The organism is Burkholderia sp. 22088, from assembly GCF_052045915.1.
Lineage (GTDB): Bacteria > Pseudomonadota > Gammaproteobacteria > Burkholderiales > Burkholderiaceae > Burkholderia > Burkholderia cepacia.
The window spans coordinates 18,788-33,972 of the sequence record NZ_JBQEPY010000014.1; the positions used below are offsets into that span (position 1 = coordinate 18,788).

Sequence of the window (15,185 nt, forward strand, 5' to 3'; positions counted from 1 at the left end):
GCGGAGCCCTTTCCCGCCGGTCACGCCCACGCGTGACCGGCGCCTATTCGAATGATGATGTGAGACACGCTCAGATGAAAACCCTCCTTGTGACCGGCGCAGCCGGTGGCGTCGCCACGCGGGTGCGCCCCTACTTGCGCGACCACTACCGGCTGAAGCTACTCGATATGCGCGAACCGACCGATCTTTGCGCCAACGAGACGGCGCTGACCGGCGACATCGCCGATCCCGCCCTTGTGCACGAAGCCGCTGAAGGCGTCGACGGCATCCTGCACCTCGCTTGCAGCTACGGTCTGGACATCGACTTCGAGGCGACGCTGGATGCGAACTATCGTGCCCAGCTCCTTTTGCTGGATGCTTGTCGTGAGTTCGGCATCGCGCGCTTCGTCTTCGCTAGCAGCCACCACGTGGTCGGGCATCATCGGATCGACGGCTTCGCCGGCGACGACGCGCCGATCGCGCCAGACGGTTTCTACGCATTGAGCAAGGTGTTCGGGGAAGCGGCATGCGCGCTCTACGCACATCGACACGGCATCAAGGCACTGTCGATCCGGATCGGCAATGCCGATGTCGAAGTTGCCGACGGACGCCGTCAGCATATCTGGGTCAGCGGACGCGACCTTGCGCAGTTGATCCGGATCGGGCTCGAGCACGATGCCATCACGCACGACATCGTATATGGCGTATCGCGTTGTCCCGCACCCTTTTTTGCCAACGCGCGCGCGATCGCGCTCGGCTACCTGCCGCAGGACGATGCCAGCGCGCATCTCGCCGAAACCTTCGTGCCGCGAGATCGCATGCCTGCCGACAGTGGGCCGGAATTCGTCGGCGGGCCTTACGTTCCACAATCGCTGATCGTCCGGAGGCCGGTATGAAGATTCGGTCGGTCGAAGCGCGCGTCGTCGAGATTCCGTTCGAAGATGGCGGCAGCGGGTTCGGCATCACGCCGTCGGCGTGGAAGACGCTCGAAACTGTGCTGATCCGCGTCGAGGATACCGACGGCAACGTCGGCTGGGGCGAGGCATTCGGATACTTCGTCGCCGATGCGACGCGCAGCGTCGTCGAAACGCGCGTGAAGCCGCTCGCGGAGGGCGCGACGATCGAGTCGGTGGCCGACTGGACGCGGCAAACGCAGCAGCAACTGCACATCTTCGGCCGCTACGGGATCACGATGTTCGCGATCTCCGGCGTCGACATGGCGCTGTGGGATCTCGCGGCGAAATGCGCGCGCATGCCGCTCTACCGCTTGCTGGGCGGCACGACGCCGGCGTCGCTAACTACTTATGCAAGCCTCGTGCGCTACGGACACGCGGATGCGGCCGCAGCGATGTGCCGGCGTGCGCTCGACGACGGCTTTCGCAACGTCAAGCTGCACGAGATCGCGATGCCGGTGATCGAGGCGTGCCATGCGGCGATCGACGGGCGCGCGACCGTCTCGGTCGACGTGAATTGCGCATGGGACGATGAGACCGCACTCGCCAATCTCGCGCGGCTGCGGGAACTCGGCGGGATCGAATGGCTCGAGGAGCCGGTGTTCCCGCCCGAGGATTTTGCGCGGCTCGCGCAACTGCGCGGCCGACACGTGCCGATCGCGGCCGGCGAAAACTGGTGTACGTCCGTCCAGTTCCGGCACGCGATCGAAGCAGGCGCCGTCGACTATCTGCAGCCGAGCGTCAGCAAGGTCGGCGGCGTAACCGAATTTCTCGATATTGTTGGGCTCGCACGCGATTCCGGACTCGGCGTGCTGCCGCACAGCCCGTACTTCGGCCCTGGCTTTCTCACGACACTGCATCTCGCGACCGCGTTCCCCGAAATGATGCAGCTCGAGTATCTGTACGTCGAGCCGGCGGCCCAGTTGATCGACCTTTCGCCGATCCGCGATGGCCACCGCTTCGAGGTCGGTGACGCGCCCGGCATCGGGCTCTCTCCCGACGAAGACGTCGTCACGCGCTTCCTGCGCGCACGCTGAGCCTGAGCCTCGCACGCGCGTGCATCGTTGCGTGGAAGCGCCGGCTTACTGAGCCGGCGCCTGTTCTTCTGCCTGTTCTTCTTCCCGAGTTTCCCTCCGTCTACCGCGCGCGTTCGTCCACGCAACCGCGCGCCACCGCCAGTCCGCGTTCGAGCAGAAACGCCGCACTGCGCGCATACATCGCATCGACTTCGGGCAACCACGGTGCGCGCAGGCACGCGTGCACCAGCCCGTCGCCGTGCCATGCGACTGACTCGCCGCCGGCCGCCGCCAATCGTTGCGCATACGTGAGCCCCTGGTCGCGCAGCGGGTCATATTGTGCGACCGCGACGAGCGCGGGGGCCAGTGCGCCGCCGTCACCTTCGAGCGGCATCGCAAGCGCGTCCGACCGGTCGACCTCGCGTGGCACATACAGCGCGATCGAATCGGCAAGCCCGCGCGCGGTAAGCATCGGTGCGTGCGCGTTCTCGCGAATCGATCCGAATTCAGTACGCGCGCTCAGCACCGGATACAGCAGCAGTTGCGCGGCCGGCTGCGCTGCACCGCGCCGTTTCAGCGCAATGCACAGTGCGGCGGCGAGCGTGCCGCCCGCGCTGTCACCGCCCACGGCTCGCCGCGTGGGGTCCAACGGCAACCCCGCCGACGACATCGCGTCCCACACCGTGAGACCGTCCACGATCGGCGCAGGAAAGCACGCATCAGGCGCGAGACGGTAGTCAATCATCAGCACCGCAACATCGATGCGGGCCAGCAATGCGTATGCAAACCAGTCGTGCGTCGTATGGTCGCCAGCAGTCCAGCCTCCCCCGTGAAAGAACACGAGCACAGGCCAGCCATTCACTGGCGCCGGGCCGTGCGGTAGGATGCAGCGCGTACGCACGCCGCCGAGCGTGCGATCGACGGCCGTCACGCCATCCGGCGCCGGTGGCGTGAAATGCGCACATTGCCGCGCGAACGCTGCCCGGCGTGATGGCCAGTCGTCGCGCTCGCTGGCAAACGACGATGCGGTGTCGATAAAGGCGCGCATCCCCGCACTGAGGTTCATGGTGTCGGGAATCATCCGGCTTCCTTCCAGAAAAAAAGCGCATGTCCAGACAGGACATGCGCGTTCGGTGCCATCACGCTCGCCGTCCGAACGCGACGGTGATCGAAGACGTGCTCAGGCGAGCGAGGCCGCCGGCGTCGCGCCTGGTCGTCCGACGAAGACGGCCAGAATCAGCGAACCGATCAGACCGAGCCCGCCGGCCAGCGCGAATGCACTCACATAGCTGCCGGTACCCTGGATCAGGAAGCCCGTCGCTGCGGGCCCGACGATCCCCGATACGTTCGCGAGGCCGTGCATGAAGCCGCTCGCGGTGCCGACCTGGTGACGCGGCACGCTGTCCTGGATGATTGCCCAGTACGCGGGCGCCGCGAGCATCAGAAAACCGATCGCCACCGTCATCACGCCAACGGCCGTCGCCGCCTCGCTGACCATGCCGGTCAGCCCGATGCAGACCGCGGCGATCAGCAGCGACGTCACCAGCACGACCTTGCGCGAAAACATCCGCTTGCCCGTGCGCCGGAAGATCGCGTCGACCAGGAAACCGCCCGACAGGAAGCCGATCGCGCCGGTCACCCACGGCAGCGAACTGACGAGACTCATGTCCTTCAGACTGATGCCCTTTGCGTCGACCAGATAGCTCGGAAACCAGGTGATGAAGAAAAACAGGATGTAGTTGTAGCAGAACAGCGAAATGCCAGTGGTCAACACGGCGCGCGTCGAGATCACTTCAAGGATCGACACGCGAGCACCGTCGGCCGCCGTCACCGGATCCTGCCCTGCATCAATGTCGGCTAGTTCGGCCGGCCCGACCTTCGGGTGTTGCCCCGGCGTTTCAGTCACGAGCCGATACCAGCAGAACGCCCAGGTCAAGCCGAGCACGGCCATCACGATGAACGCAGCCCGCCAGCCGAACGACAGCGCCATGAAGCCGATGACCGGGCCCGCCAGCGCGCCACCGATCGGGCCGCCTGCCTGATTGACGCCGGCCGCGCTCGCGCGCTCGCTGATCGGGAACCAGGTATTGACGACCTTGTTGGCCGTGGCGGAGTTCGGTCCTTCGCCGGCGCCGAACGCGATCCGTACCAGCAACATCGACCAGAACCCGGATACCGTCGCAGTCAGCCCGCAGGCGATCGACCAGAACGTCATCGAGATGCCCAGCACGCGCTTGCCACCGAAACGATCGGAAAAATACCCGCCGAGGAAATTGAACAGCGCATAGCCGACTGAGAACGCGCTGAAGATCAGCCCTTTCTCGCCGGCGGTCAAATGAAAATCGCGCGTGATGAACGGCATCGCGATCGACAAAGCCGCCCGATCGATATAGTTGATGATCATTGCGGCCATCAGCATCGCAAGGATCGTGGTCCGGTACTTCCGGTAGGGTTGGGTCACTTCGAGTCTCCATCCATGTTGCTTGCATCCTCCATCCGCTCGCGCGGTTCGGGACACTGTTCGCTTATCGTAGGCATTGCCGCTCGTGACGAATACGACGTGCGAGCGAACGCTTGCTGCAAATTCTCAGGATCTGGAACCGCGTCAGAAGCTGTGGCGCAGCCCGAGTGCTGCCGCCACCTGGCTCGACGTCCTCGAGGCGGTAAACCCGTAGATCGATGCAACGGCACTGCCGCCCGTTGAATCGTGGCCGGTCGCGTGCTGCCAGATGCCGACGAGATACACGTCCGTGCGCTTCGACAAGAAATAGTCGACACCCGCGTTCGCCTGCAGGTAGCCCGCGCCACTTGCGTTTCCGGCGACGTGGCTTGCGCGCGTGTACTGCACGGACGTACCGAACATCGTCGTGGTGTTCCACGTCTTGCGCAGATTGAGTTCCCACGTGTTGAACACGGCGCTGCCGACGTAACCGCGCGTGTTCAGGCCGGGTTCGGCACCGAGATCGCGCAACCGGGTGTTCGTGTAGATGACGCCCGCGGTCCACCCGCCGAGCGTGTAAGCGCCGGCGGCGCCGAGTATGCGCAATGCCGCAGCAGACGCATAACCGGAAAAGATCGGCGATGCAGTCATATTGTTGCCGGTCGTGCTGGAAGACGGGTTGTTGCCGTAGAACGAGAAATTCGGATCCTGCGCATTGAGGTATGCGGCGCCGAGTTGCAGCGGACCGTTCGTGTAGCCAGCGCCGAGTGAAAAGATGCGCTTGCGACGGAAATCGCCTGCTACGCCGCCCGTGCTGAACACGCCGCCGAATGTCAAGCCGCCGATGCTCGGGCTCGCGTACTTGATCGCATTGTTCACGCGATAGTTGTTGCCCGTGTTGTCGAGATCGCCGGGGTGGTTCGCATACGCGCCCGCGGTATCGCCCCCTGCCTTCAACACACCGACGTAATCGACGATGGAATCGTACTGGCGCCCGGCGGTGATCGTACCGAAGCGGGTGCCGAGGCCTACATATGCCTGCCGGCCGAACATCGAGCCGCCCTGACCAAGCGAACCGTTGGCCGCAGAAAACCCGTTCTCGAGACGAAACAGCGCCCGCATGCCGCCGCCTAGGTCCTCCTTGCCAACCAGCCCGAACCGGTTTCCTTTCAGCGGCCCCGCGCTCAACGCTGTTGCTGCCCCACCGCCAGCGTTGTTCACGTAGGTCACCGCCGTGTCGACGATCCCGTAGAGTTGCACGCTGCTTTGCGCATGTGCGGCAGCCGGCAATGCCGCGGCCAATGCCGCCCCGGCGCCGAGAATTGTCAGCGAAATAGGTTTCACCCGTCGTCTCCATCTTTCGTGTTTTGAGTCCGACGGATGGTAGCGACGCGGCTCGCAGATGGATACAAGGGGCGCCGCGAAGCATGGCGCCGAAGTCTCAGCATGCGGGACTCGATGTCGCGCGACACAACGGTGCACAGATCGCTTCCCGTCCGACTGCCTCCCCGGCGCCGCTCATCCGGTACACCTTGCCGCCGTATGCTCCTGCCGAATCTCTTTCGCATACCGAAACGCCACGCTGCCGGAGAAAGAACCGGCTTCCAGAGTGCGTCGGTCGCGTGCGGGTGCCGCTCAACGCGTTAGGAATCGCGTGTCGGCATCGTTGGCCGTGCCGGCAGACATCCGGTCGATCGCATCGCGGAATGCCTCTGAAGGGCTCTGGTGACGGTATAGATATGGGAGCGACGCTGGCAGATCGAATGGAACTGATCCTCACCGCTGACTTTCATGACGAAATGGTGCTTATACGAGCCGATCAAGGCGATGATGACCAACTCGCCACGCACCGCCCTCTTTCAAGCCGCCGAGCTGCCACTTAGGGCGTCCAGTGGCTTCAATGAGGTGACCTTTCGGCATCGATGCAATGTGCCATGCGATCGTGCAAGCTCCGCGCTATCGTCTGGTCCACGGAAGGAGGCAACGTCGTCACGCACGAGAAGCGGCCGTTGCTCCACGTCACGAGCGGACCGCCACTTGCAATCGCTCGGTATGAAATGACCACACTATGCGTCAAACGGTGATCCCGAGCGGCCACGGCACGAATTCATTGGCGCCGACACCGAGTGCCTCGCTTTTCGTCGGCTTGCCTGACGCGTGCCGCACGATCTGCTCGAAGATTGCGGCGCCCATTTCCGCCACGCTCGCTTCTCCGTCTATCACCGGGCCGCAGTTGATGTCCATGTCGGCTTCCATGCGCACGAACATCGGTGTATTGCTGGCGAGCTTCATCGTCGGCGCCGGGACCGACCCGAAACACGATCCCCGTCCCGTCGTGAAGCAGATCAGATTCGCGCCGCCCGCGATCTGCCCGGTCGCGGACACGGGATCGTAGCCCGGCGTGTCCATGAACACGAGCCCGCGCTGCGTCACCTGCTCGCCGTATTCATACACTTCGATCAACGGCGCATTGCCGCCCTTTTTCGCACCGCCGAGCGATTTTTCCAGCACATTCGCGAGACCACCCGTGTTGTTCCCCGGGCTAACCTCCCCGTTGATCTGCGTGTCCCGGCCCTCGTTGTACCTGAGCCACCAGTCGATCCGCGCGACGAGGCGCTTGCCCACCTCGATCGTGCGTGCCCGTGCGGTGAGCGTGTGCTCGACACCGTAGATCTCGGACGTCTCGGAGAGAATCGCCGTTCCACCGTTTCGGATGAGGATTTCCATTGCAACGCCCAGCGCCGGATTCGCCGACAATCCCGAGAATCCATCCGATCCGCCACACTGCAACCCGACCTTGATGTGCTCGACGGACACCGGTTCGCGTTCGACCCGATTCACCACCGGCAACATCGCACGTACGATCTCGATGCCTTGCGCAATTGCCGCGCGCGTGCCGCCTGCCGTGCCGATATCGAGGATCTGCAGCCGATCGCACACCGCAAGTCGCTGATCCGCAAGCAGCGCATCGGCGCCGTTGTCCTCACCGTCCGCGGCGATGATCAGCGCGGCCGCGGTGTTCGGATGAGCGACATAGCCACCGATCGTCCTGCGAAGCAGCCGCATCGGCTCGCCGCTCAGCTCCATTCCGGCGCCGTGCTCGTGCGCGAAAGGCGCGACGCCGTCGACGCGGGGAAAGACGGCCATTTCGTCGGTATCGAAGAACGCCGCGATCTTTCGCGCGACGGATGCACCTCGATGACTCAATGCGAAAACGCCGACGTAATTCCGGGTCGCGATGCGCCCGTCCGCACGCACGTACCCCATGAACCTGACCCGCTCAGCTTCGGGCAGGAGCTCGGTGGCCACGTAATCCTCGCCGTACCGGTAGTCCTTGACGAGCTCGCCGAAGCTGATGTTATGGCTGTGCATCCACGTTCCCGCGGCGACGTCTTCGCTCGCGAAGCCGATCGTCGTGTTGTACTTCAGGATTGCTCCGCCGCGCCGGATGTCGCGCGTCGCCACCTTGTGTCCGGCCGGCACCTGCTGCAACGTAACAATGCCTTCGGCGGCAATCGTCGTGCCGGGCGGAACGTCGATGCGCGCGACAACCACGTTGTCGTTCGGATCGAGACGAATGAACGGATTGATCAGCACTTTCGCCGACGGCACCACGTTCGACGTAATGTTGAGCGCCTTGGGTCCGACTGTCGTTGCTGCCATTTTCCTGAATCTCCTGTTATGCAAGCACGCCGATCGACCACGGTACGAACTCGCACTCCCCGATCCCCAGTTCCTCACTGCGCGTCGCGTCGCCGGACGCGCATGCCAGCCAGCGATTGAAAATCGCGTCGCCCAGTGCTTCGATGCTTACAGAGCCCGCGTCCACGACGCTTCCGTCGATATCGAGGTCGTCGCTGTAACGAGCGAACTGCGCGGCGCTGACGGCAAGCTTGAGCGTCGGGGCGCCGGTGGCGCCAAAGATGCTCACGCCTCGCGACGCGATTCCAATCATCGTCGCGCCCGACGCAACCAATCCAGAGGACGCCGCTGCTTCATGTCCGGGACAATCCATCAGCACGAGGCCCTTTGTCGCGACGGGTTGTCCATAGGAAAAGACCGCCTGCAATGGCGTAGAGCCGCTGTGAGGGAGCGACGATGGCGCTTCGCGCACCGGCTCAATGTCTGGAATCGGCGTGTCGCGATTCGCGGTGTACCTCGTCCACCAGTCGATCCGCTGCTCTAGCGCGTTTCGCACGTCGCCTGACCCGCTGCGCGCAGCGAGCCTGGGCGCGTTCCGCGCCGTATCCGTCACGATAGCCGTACCGCCTTCGGCAACCAGTCGATCAACCGCATGGCCCAGTGCCGCGTGCACATTGCAGGCATCGAGATCCGGCTGCGCGAGCAGTCCGACCACGAGGTGTTCTACCGATGCGCGCGTGCGCACGAACCGGTTGGCCGCGATGAGCATGTCTTCGACCGCGGCAATCCCGCCGTCGATCGCCGCGCGCGTGCCACCGACTTCCTGCAGCACCATCGTCTTCAGCATCGGACCGGGCTCCAGACCTTCCTGTTCGAGAAATCCATAGATATTGTTGCGCTCGCAACCGAGTGCCATGACAACCGCGCCGGCGAGGTTCGGATTGCGGATAGAACCGCCGAGCGTGCGTCGCAGCAGGTCCATCGGCTCGCCGCTCTTTTCCATCCCGCAACCGAGCTCATGGACGAACGGAACGACGCCGTCCACGTTCGGATATGCGGCCAGCCGCTTCGGTGTGAACCACGCCGCCACCTGACGCGCCGCCGTGGCCGCGCAGTTGCCGACCACCAGCACTCCGATGTAGTTGCGCGTACCGACCCGACCGTCTTCGCGCACGTATCCGTTGAAGGTAGATGGAAGTACTGAAGCGTTCATGGGTGAATCGTCCGAATTTCCTGATGATCGATTTTCTGCTCGCGACGCCCGTGCGGCAACGGAACACTTCACGTTTCCCGAACAGCTGTTCCAGAATATGGAACCCCATCCCGTCGGTCGATGCAACACCCGCCGGTCATGCGGTCCCACGCGGCACGATCTCGAACCCGACATCGACGGAACTGTCGGCATCGGCGTAAGCCGGTTCGCTGCCGAGACGCCGCAATAGGATGGCGGCAGCACACGCGCCGATCTTTCGCGCATCGACGCGCACGGTCGTGAGCGGCGGCTCGAGATCCGCCGACAGTTCCAGATCGCCGAAACCCATGATGGCCAGTCCGCGAGGCACCTCGATTCCACGGCTCTGCGCTTCGATCAGTACGCCGTGTGCGAGCAGATCGATACTGCAGATCATTGCGTCGGGCTTCCTCCGCGCGTCGAGCAATCGCGAGCAAGCTCGCCGGCCGTCACGCACGCTCACCGGAACCGGGACGATTTCGGTTCCGACCACCTTGACGCCCGCTCCCGCAAGCGCCGTCACGCATCCCTTGCGGCGCAGCTGCGCGCGGACGTCCCCGCTCCAGATCAGGCCGACTGCACCGTAACCTTTGCGCGCCATGAATTCACCCATCGCGCGCCCGACCGCGACGTGATCGAACCCGACCTGCGCATCCACCGGATGCTCGTGCAACTGCCACGTTTCGACCACGGGTATCCCGCGTCGCTTCAGCATCGACTTCAACGGCTTGCTGTGAAGCGGCGTCGTCAGGACGATCGCATCCGGACGGCGCATCAAAATGGACTCGACCAACGAGGCCTCGTGGTCACCGGAGTACCCTGATTGACACACCAGCAGTTGATAGCCGCCTTTCTCGAGCGCGAGACCCAGCTCGGTCAGCGTGCTGATGAATGGGCGGTGCGCAAACGTCGGAATGATCGCGATCACTAGCCGGCTGCGCTGCATGGCCAGCCCTCCCGCGAGCAGGTTCGGCACGTAGCCCGTCTTCCTGATGGCCGCGCGCACGCGCTTCGCGGTGCTCACGGACACCTTTTCCGGGTGGTTGAGGACGCGCGATACCGTCACGAAAGACACGCGGGCGAGTTCCGCCACATCGCGCAAGGTCGCCGGCCGCGTCGCCGAATTTAGCAGTGCATCAGGATTGTCGAAGGTGTCGGCCATCAGGTTGGGTCGTCGTATCTTCCCGGCATCGCGCCGGATTTCCATCATCTGGGTCTGGTCGCCAGAATCGCGCCGTTGAGCACGGATCTGTCGTTGACTTGAGATTACCGCATTTCTACGCTGTGTAAACGCTGTCATATGAAAGCGTTGTCATCGGGCCTCGGCAGCGAAGCGCTGGCGGCATGCAAGCTGCGGGGCAGATCGGTGCGCGCCACGCCGCGGAGCCGATCCGCCGAACGGCAAGGCATTTGAAAATAATCATGGAGACGTTCTATGAGCGGTAACGAAAGAACCTGGCCGCCTGCGGCCGACATCTCAGGCGTAGACGCCGCTGGCGCGGCCCGCGGCCGGTGGCGCTTCGGTATGCTGGCGCTGATCACGATCGTGCTCGCGCTGAGCAGCGGGGACCGGGCAGCACTTTCAGTCGCTGGCACGGATATGGGCCGTGAACTCCGCATTACAACCATCGAGATCGGATACCTGTTTTCGGCATTCAGCTGGGCCTATGTGCTGTTCATGATCCCGTCCGGGTGGCTCGCTGACCGGATCGGCTCGAAGAAGTCGATGTTCTGGGCCGTCGCGATCTGGTCAGCCTTCACCGTTTGCATGGGACTGGTCGAATTCGTCGGTGTGATCTTCCCGTTGCTGCTGGCATTGCGCTTCCTGCTCGGCGTGGCAGAGTCGCCCGTCGGACCGGCCTCGACGCGGGTCATCGCCTCGTGGTTCCCATCTTCGGAGCGCGGCATCGCTGGGGCCATCTTCAACAGCGCGCAGTACTTCTCGCTGGCCGTATTCACGCCCTTCATGGGTTGGGTGTGTTACGCCCTCGGATGGCAGTACGTGTTCATCGCGATGGGCTGCGTGGGCTTTGTCATCGCAGCGCTGTGGTCCCGTTACTATTTCCTGCCGACTGACCACCCGCGCCTGACGGAAACCGAGCTTTCGTATATCCGCGACGGTGGTGGCCTGGTGGATCTGCGCAGCCGCAGCCGTGCGCGCACGGGCGAGGCGCAACGTTCGCAGATAGCTGAAATCGGCCTGCTGTTTCGCAGCCGCATGCTGCTCGGGATGTTCCTTGGCCAGTACTGCGTCTCCGCGATTACCTGGTTCTACGTGACGTGGTTCCCTATCTACCTCGTCAAGCAGCGCGGCTTCGACATCCTGCAGGCCGGGTTCGTATCGTCGATTCCCGCGCTATGCGGCCTGATCGGCGCGATCGCCTCTGGCTTCGCCTCGGACGCACTGCTGCGGCGCAGCGGCTCACTCACCGTAGCACGCAAGACCCCCATCGTGACGGGCGTGCTGCTCAGTTCCTCGATGATCTTGTGCAACTACATCGACACGCCGTGGATTGTGGTGGCCGTCATGAGCCTCGCGTTCTTTGGCAAGGGTTTTGGCAACCTCGGTTTCAGCGTCGTGGCCGACACCGCGCCGCGCGAAATGGTCGGCGTGACGGGCGCCGTATTCAATGCGCTTGGCAACGTCGCCGGCATCGTGACGCCCGTAATCATCGGCTACCTGCTGCATGCGAGCGGCTCATTTAACTCCGCCCTGCTGTATGTGGGTGCACACGGCCTGATCGCAGCATTCGCGTACCTCTTCATCGTACCCACGATTCACCGTCTCAGTCTTGACGAACTGAGCCGCTAAATTTCTGCCCGGAGATTCGAGGATGTCCACGCAAACACAAACATTCAACTCCCAGGCGCTCGCGGCGCTGCAACCCGGCGAAGCGACGACCGACCGCATTTCGTCGGTCAAGGTGTCGCTGACTTTCTTGCCGCTCGAGGCGCCCATCAGCGACGCAAAGGTACTCACAGGCCGGCAAAAGCCGCTCACGGAAATCGCCTTCATCTTCGCGGAGATGCGCAGCGAGCAGGGACACTCGGGCATCGGTTTCGGCTACTCGAAACGAGCTGGCGGCCACGGCATGTTCGCCCATGCGAAGGAACTGGCACCCGCGCTAATAGGTGAGGATCCGAATGACATTGCAAAAATCTTCAACAAGCTGCTGTGGGCAGGCGCATCGATGGGCCGCAGCGGCCTGACCACGCAGGCCATCGCTCCGTTTGACATCGCGCTGTGGGATATGAAGGCCAAACGCGCGAACCTGCCGCTCGCGAAGCTCCTTGGGGCGCATCGAGACTCGGTGCAGTGCTACAACACCTCGGGCGGCTACCTGTCCACGCCGCTTGAGCAGATACTGGAAAACGTAAAACGGTCCCGAGAAAGCGGCATCGGCGGCATCAAGCTGAAAGTCGGCCAGCCAGACCTGCACGAAGACTTCCGGCGTGTTTCGGCCGTGCGTGAACTGCTGGGCCCAGATTTCCCACTGATGGTCGACGCGAACCAGCAGTGGGATCGCCTGAAGGCGCAGCGCGCCTGCCGCGGGCTCGAAGAACTCGAGCTCACATGGATCGAGGAGCCGCTAGATGCGTACGATTTCGAGGGGCATGCCGCGCTGGCCGTGTCGCTCGACACGGCGATCGCCACGGGCGAAATGCTCACGAGCTTCGGTGAACACGCGCAACTGATCGAGGCGCGCGGCGCGGACTTCGTCCAGCCGGACGCGCCACGCGTCGGTGGCATCACGCCGTTCCTGCAGATCATGCAGTTCGCGAGCCTGAAGGGCCTAAGACTCGCGCCCCACTTCGCGATGGAGATCCATCTGCATCTGGCCGCCGCGTTCGAGAACGAGCCGTGGCTCGAGCACTTCGAGTGGCTGGAGCCGCTGTTCAACGAACGGTTGGAACTGCGGGGTGGCCGGATGTATGTACCGAACCGCCCGGGCCTCGGCTTCAGCCTCAGCGAACAGGCCCTCGCGTGGACAGTCGCCAGCGAGGAATTCCGCGCCGCCTGATGCAGCCTTCCGCATCGGCATCCGCACCGGTACCGGCTGGCGGCCGGTTAGACCCCGTCCTTTCGCAAACTGCTGCGAAAGGACGCCTGCCGCATGCATGATCCGCTTCCGGCCCCCTATCCGTGCGCCGCTCCGTGGCTTTCTGCCTGGCGTCCTTCTTGGCACGTCGGCAGGTCCGTCCGCGGGATTGACCCATTCATGCAACGCAGCCGCAACTGTCCCATGACAAACCCCTCCTTGTCCCGCCGTGACATCCTCAAGCTCGGTGCATCCCTTGCTCTGGCCGCAACGGGAAGTGTTGCGCGGGCGACCGGGACCGGCGCGCCCACCGTCCGAACGAAGCTTGACTTTGCCGTGCCCGCACACGCATGCGACGCGCACTGCCACGTATTCGACCCGGCGCGCTTTTCCTATGCCGCAAAGCGAACCTACAGCGCGCCGCCCGCGACGGCCTCCGATCTGCGCAGGCTGCATTCGGCGCTTGGTATCGGGCGCGCGGTGATCGTCACGCCATCGCCGTATGGCACCGACAACCGCGTGACGGTGGACGCAATCGCCCAGTTGGGCATGGATCGCGCACGCGGCGTTGCACTGATCAACGGCAGCACCTCTCGTGAGGAGATCGAACGCTTAGACACCGGCGGGATACGCGCGGTCCGTGTGTTTCTCGGGCTCACAGCCGACGTCGATCCCGCCGAAGCAGTGCGGCGCTTCGCGGCGACCTCGCGCCAGATCAGTGGCCTGCGCTGGCACCTGCAAACGTATGCACGCCTGCCCGTCCTCAATGCGCTGAAGACGCAGCTCGCGGATCTGCCCGTGCCACTCGTCCTCGACCACTTCGCCGGCCTTGACGCGTCCGCTTCGCTGGACCAGCCGGGATTCCCAATGGTGCTGGACCTGCTGCGTTCGGGCCGGATATACGTCAAGATCTCCGGGCCCTACTACTCGTCCGACGACCTTCCCGATTACCGCAACATCGCGCCGTTTGCCCGGGCACTCGTGGCGGCCAATCCCGAGCGCATACTGTGGGGCAGCGACTGGCCTCATCCGGGCAGCGCACCCGTGGCCGGCCGCAAGCCGACGGATGTCGCGCCGCCGCGCGACATCGATGATGGGGGCGGACTGAACAGGCTGGCCGAATGGGTTCCCGATGCATCCACCCGCAAGCTGATACTCGTCGACAATCCGCAGCGTCTTTTCGGCTTCTGAAGAAGCCGCGGTCCGTCCGGTGCGACACCATGCCGGCAGGCGGGCGCCTGTCTTCGTAGTCTGCCACTCTTCTCGCGTCGTGCTGGCGGTTCCTGGTCGGCTCGTGGCATCTGGGTGGCGACAACCCATGAAATCATGGGAGACGCCACATGACCTTCAACGGACGTTTTCGGGAGGAATGCCTCAACGCACACTGGTTCTTGTCGCTCGAGGACGCCAGACGCAAAATTGAAGTCTGGCGCGAGTACTATAACGAGGCGCGCCCTCACTCCGCGCCGCAGTGGATGACACCGGCGGAATTCGCCCGCCAGTGCGCCGATCGGGCCGGTTCGGCCCGCCCCGAAGAGCCGGAATTTTCCAGCTAAGACTGGGACGGAAATTGCGCCAGCCTCACGAGTCGGAAATCTCCGCGTCCAGCCGGGACCAAATTCTGGTTCAGGGTCATGTTGCTTAACGAATAGTGACGGATATGCCAACCATGCCCGTCGACAGAGGGAATCGCTATCTGTAGATGTGCTCCCGGCTCGAATGTCGGAAGCTACGTTCCGTTCCGGTCGCGCAACCCAATCGACATAACATCAAAAGCTTCGGCTCGATTGGTGTTGAAGTCAATTCTCAGCAGCTTCGCGAAGTACCCCATGTAGACGGCGATGACGCAGAGCTCGTAAGCATTGGCGTCGAACACCGTGCTGA

Annotated in this window: 12 protein-coding genes and 1 pseudogene; 6 read left to right on the top strand and 7 right to left on the bottom strand. The window is 63.7% G+C overall.

Features of this window, described 5'->3' with window-relative positions; genetic code table 11:
• Positions 1-74: 74 nt before the first annotated feature.
• Together ACTJLD_RS25345 and ACTJLD_RS25350 are read left to right on the top strand one after the other, a co-directional pair.
• A complete protein-coding gene (locus tag ACTJLD_RS25345; protein ID WP_151062686.1) occupies positions 75-875 on the top strand; it encodes an NAD-dependent epimerase/dehydratase family protein in 801 nt (266 codons plus the stop codon).
• A complete protein-coding gene (locus ACTJLD_RS25350; RefSeq protein ID WP_151062685.1) occupies positions 872-1,969 on the top strand; it encodes a mandelate racemase/muconate lactonizing enzyme family protein in 1,098 nt (365 codons plus the stop codon). Before ACTJLD_RS25345 ends, ACTJLD_RS25350 begins: the two co-directional genes overlap by 4 nt.
• Positions 1,970-2,069: 100 nt before the next feature.
• Here the strand turns inward: ACTJLD_RS25350 and ACTJLD_RS25355 are convergent, their stop codons facing one another.
• The 6 genes from ACTJLD_RS25355 to ACTJLD_RS25380 all read right to left on the bottom strand — a co-directional run bounded on the left by ACTJLD_RS25355 (position 2,070) and on the right by ACTJLD_RS25380 (position 10,423).
• A complete protein-coding gene (locus ACTJLD_RS25355; protein ID WP_151062684.1) occupies positions 2,070-3,029 on the bottom strand; it encodes an alpha/beta hydrolase in 960 nt (319 codons plus the stop codon).
• A gap of 99 nt (positions 3,030-3,128) precedes the next feature.
• Positions 3,129-4,409: an MFS transporter gene (locus tag ACTJLD_RS25360; protein WP_244130238.1), complete on the bottom strand. Its 1,281-nt coding sequence runs from the start codon at positions 4,407-4,409 to the stop codon at positions 3,129-3,131.
• 144 nt (positions 4,410-4,553) lie between these two features.
• The gene (locus ACTJLD_RS25365; RefSeq protein ID WP_151062716.1) at positions 4,554-5,723 is read right to left on the bottom strand and encodes a porin; all 1,170 of its coding nucleotides are present in this window, start codon (positions 5,721-5,723) and stop codon (positions 4,554-4,556) included.
• A 738-nt stretch (positions 5,724-6,461) separates the two neighbouring features.
• Positions 6,462-8,051 carry a UxaA family hydrolase gene (locus ACTJLD_RS25370; protein ID WP_151062715.1) on the bottom strand — a complete coding sequence of 530 codons (1,590 nt, stop codon included), beginning with the start codon at positions 8,049-8,051 and terminating at the stop codon, positions 6,462-6,464.
• 16 nt (positions 8,052-8,067) lie between these two features.
• Complete coding sequence (locus tag ACTJLD_RS25375; RefSeq protein WP_170297409.1) at positions 8,068-9,243, bottom strand: UxaA family hydrolase; 1,176 nt, start codon at positions 9,241-9,243, stop codon at positions 8,068-8,070.
• Positions 9,244-9,379: 136 nt separating this feature from the next.
• The gene (locus tag ACTJLD_RS25380) at positions 9,380-10,423 is read right to left on the bottom strand and encodes a LacI family DNA-binding transcriptional regulator (protein ID WP_170297408.1); all 1,044 of its coding nucleotides are present in this window, start codon (positions 10,421-10,423) and stop codon (positions 9,380-9,382) included.
• Between the two features lie 273 nt (positions 10,424-10,696).
• Between ACTJLD_RS25380 and ACTJLD_RS25385 the strand changes: the two genes are divergently transcribed.
• The 4 genes and pseudogenes from ACTJLD_RS25385 to ACTJLD_RS25400 form a co-directional block, all read left to right on the top strand.
• Positions 10,697-12,073, top strand: coding sequence for an MFS transporter (locus ACTJLD_RS25385; protein ID WP_151062681.1), 1,377 nt, complete (start codon positions 10,697-10,699; stop codon positions 12,071-12,073).
• A 22-nt stretch (positions 12,074-12,095) separates the two neighbouring features.
• On the top strand, positions 12,096-13,283 hold the full coding sequence (locus ACTJLD_RS25390; RefSeq protein WP_151062680.1) for an L-talarate/galactarate dehydratase: 1,188 nt from the start codon (positions 12,096-12,098) through the stop codon (positions 13,281-13,283).
• Between the two features lie 222 nt (positions 13,284-13,505).
• Positions 13,506-14,492 (top strand): amidohydrolase family protein, encoded by a 987-nt coding sequence (locus ACTJLD_RS25395; protein ID WP_170297407.1) that lies wholly within the window; start codon positions 13,506-13,508, stop codon positions 14,490-14,492.
• A 152-nt stretch (positions 14,493-14,644) separates the two neighbouring features.
• Positions 14,645-14,857, top strand: a pseudogene (locus tag ACTJLD_RS25400) (integrase core domain-containing protein); the annotation flags it as partial.
• A 173-nt stretch (positions 14,858-15,030) separates the two neighbouring features.
• Here the strand turns inward: ACTJLD_RS25400 and ACTJLD_RS25405 are convergent.
• Positions 15,031-15,177: a hypothetical protein gene (locus ACTJLD_RS25405; protein ID WP_175764484.1), complete on the bottom strand. Its 147-nt coding sequence runs from the start codon at positions 15,175-15,177 to the stop codon at positions 15,031-15,033.
• Positions 15,178-15,185: the final 8 nt, after the last annotated feature.

Coding starts and splice junctions, on each gene's coding strand:
- ACTJLD_RS25345 (WP_151062686.1), top strand. CDS start 75: ATGAAAACCCTCCTTGTGACCGGCGCAGCCGGTGGCGTCGCCACGCGG.
- ACTJLD_RS25390 (WP_151062680.1), top strand. CDS start 12,096: ATGTCCACGCAAACACAAACATTCAACTCCCAGGCGCTCGCGGCGCTG.
- ACTJLD_RS25380 (WP_170297408.1), bottom strand. CDS start 10,423: ATGGCCGACACCTTCGACAATCCTGATGCACTGCTAAATTCGGCGACG.
- ACTJLD_RS25355 (WP_151062684.1), bottom strand. CDS start 3,029: ATGATTCCCGACACCATGAACCTCAGTGCGGGGATGCGCGCCTTTATC.
- ACTJLD_RS25375 (WP_170297409.1), bottom strand. CDS start 9,243: ATGAACGCTTCAGTACTTCCATCTACCTTCAACGGATACGTGCGCGAA.
- ACTJLD_RS25385 (WP_151062681.1), top strand. CDS start 10,697: ATGAGCGGTAACGAAAGAACCTGGCCGCCTGCGGCCGACATCTCAGGC.
- ACTJLD_RS25370 (WP_151062715.1), bottom strand. CDS start 8,051: ATGGCAGCAACGACAGTCGGACCCAAGGCGCTCAACATTACGTCGAAC.
- ACTJLD_RS25350 (WP_151062685.1), top strand. CDS start 872: ATGAAGATTCGGTCGGTCGAAGCGCGCGTCGTCGAGATTCCGTTCGAA.
- ACTJLD_RS25395 (WP_170297407.1), top strand. CDS start 13,506: ATGACAAACCCCTCCTTGTCCCGCCGTGACATCCTCAAGCTCGGTGCA.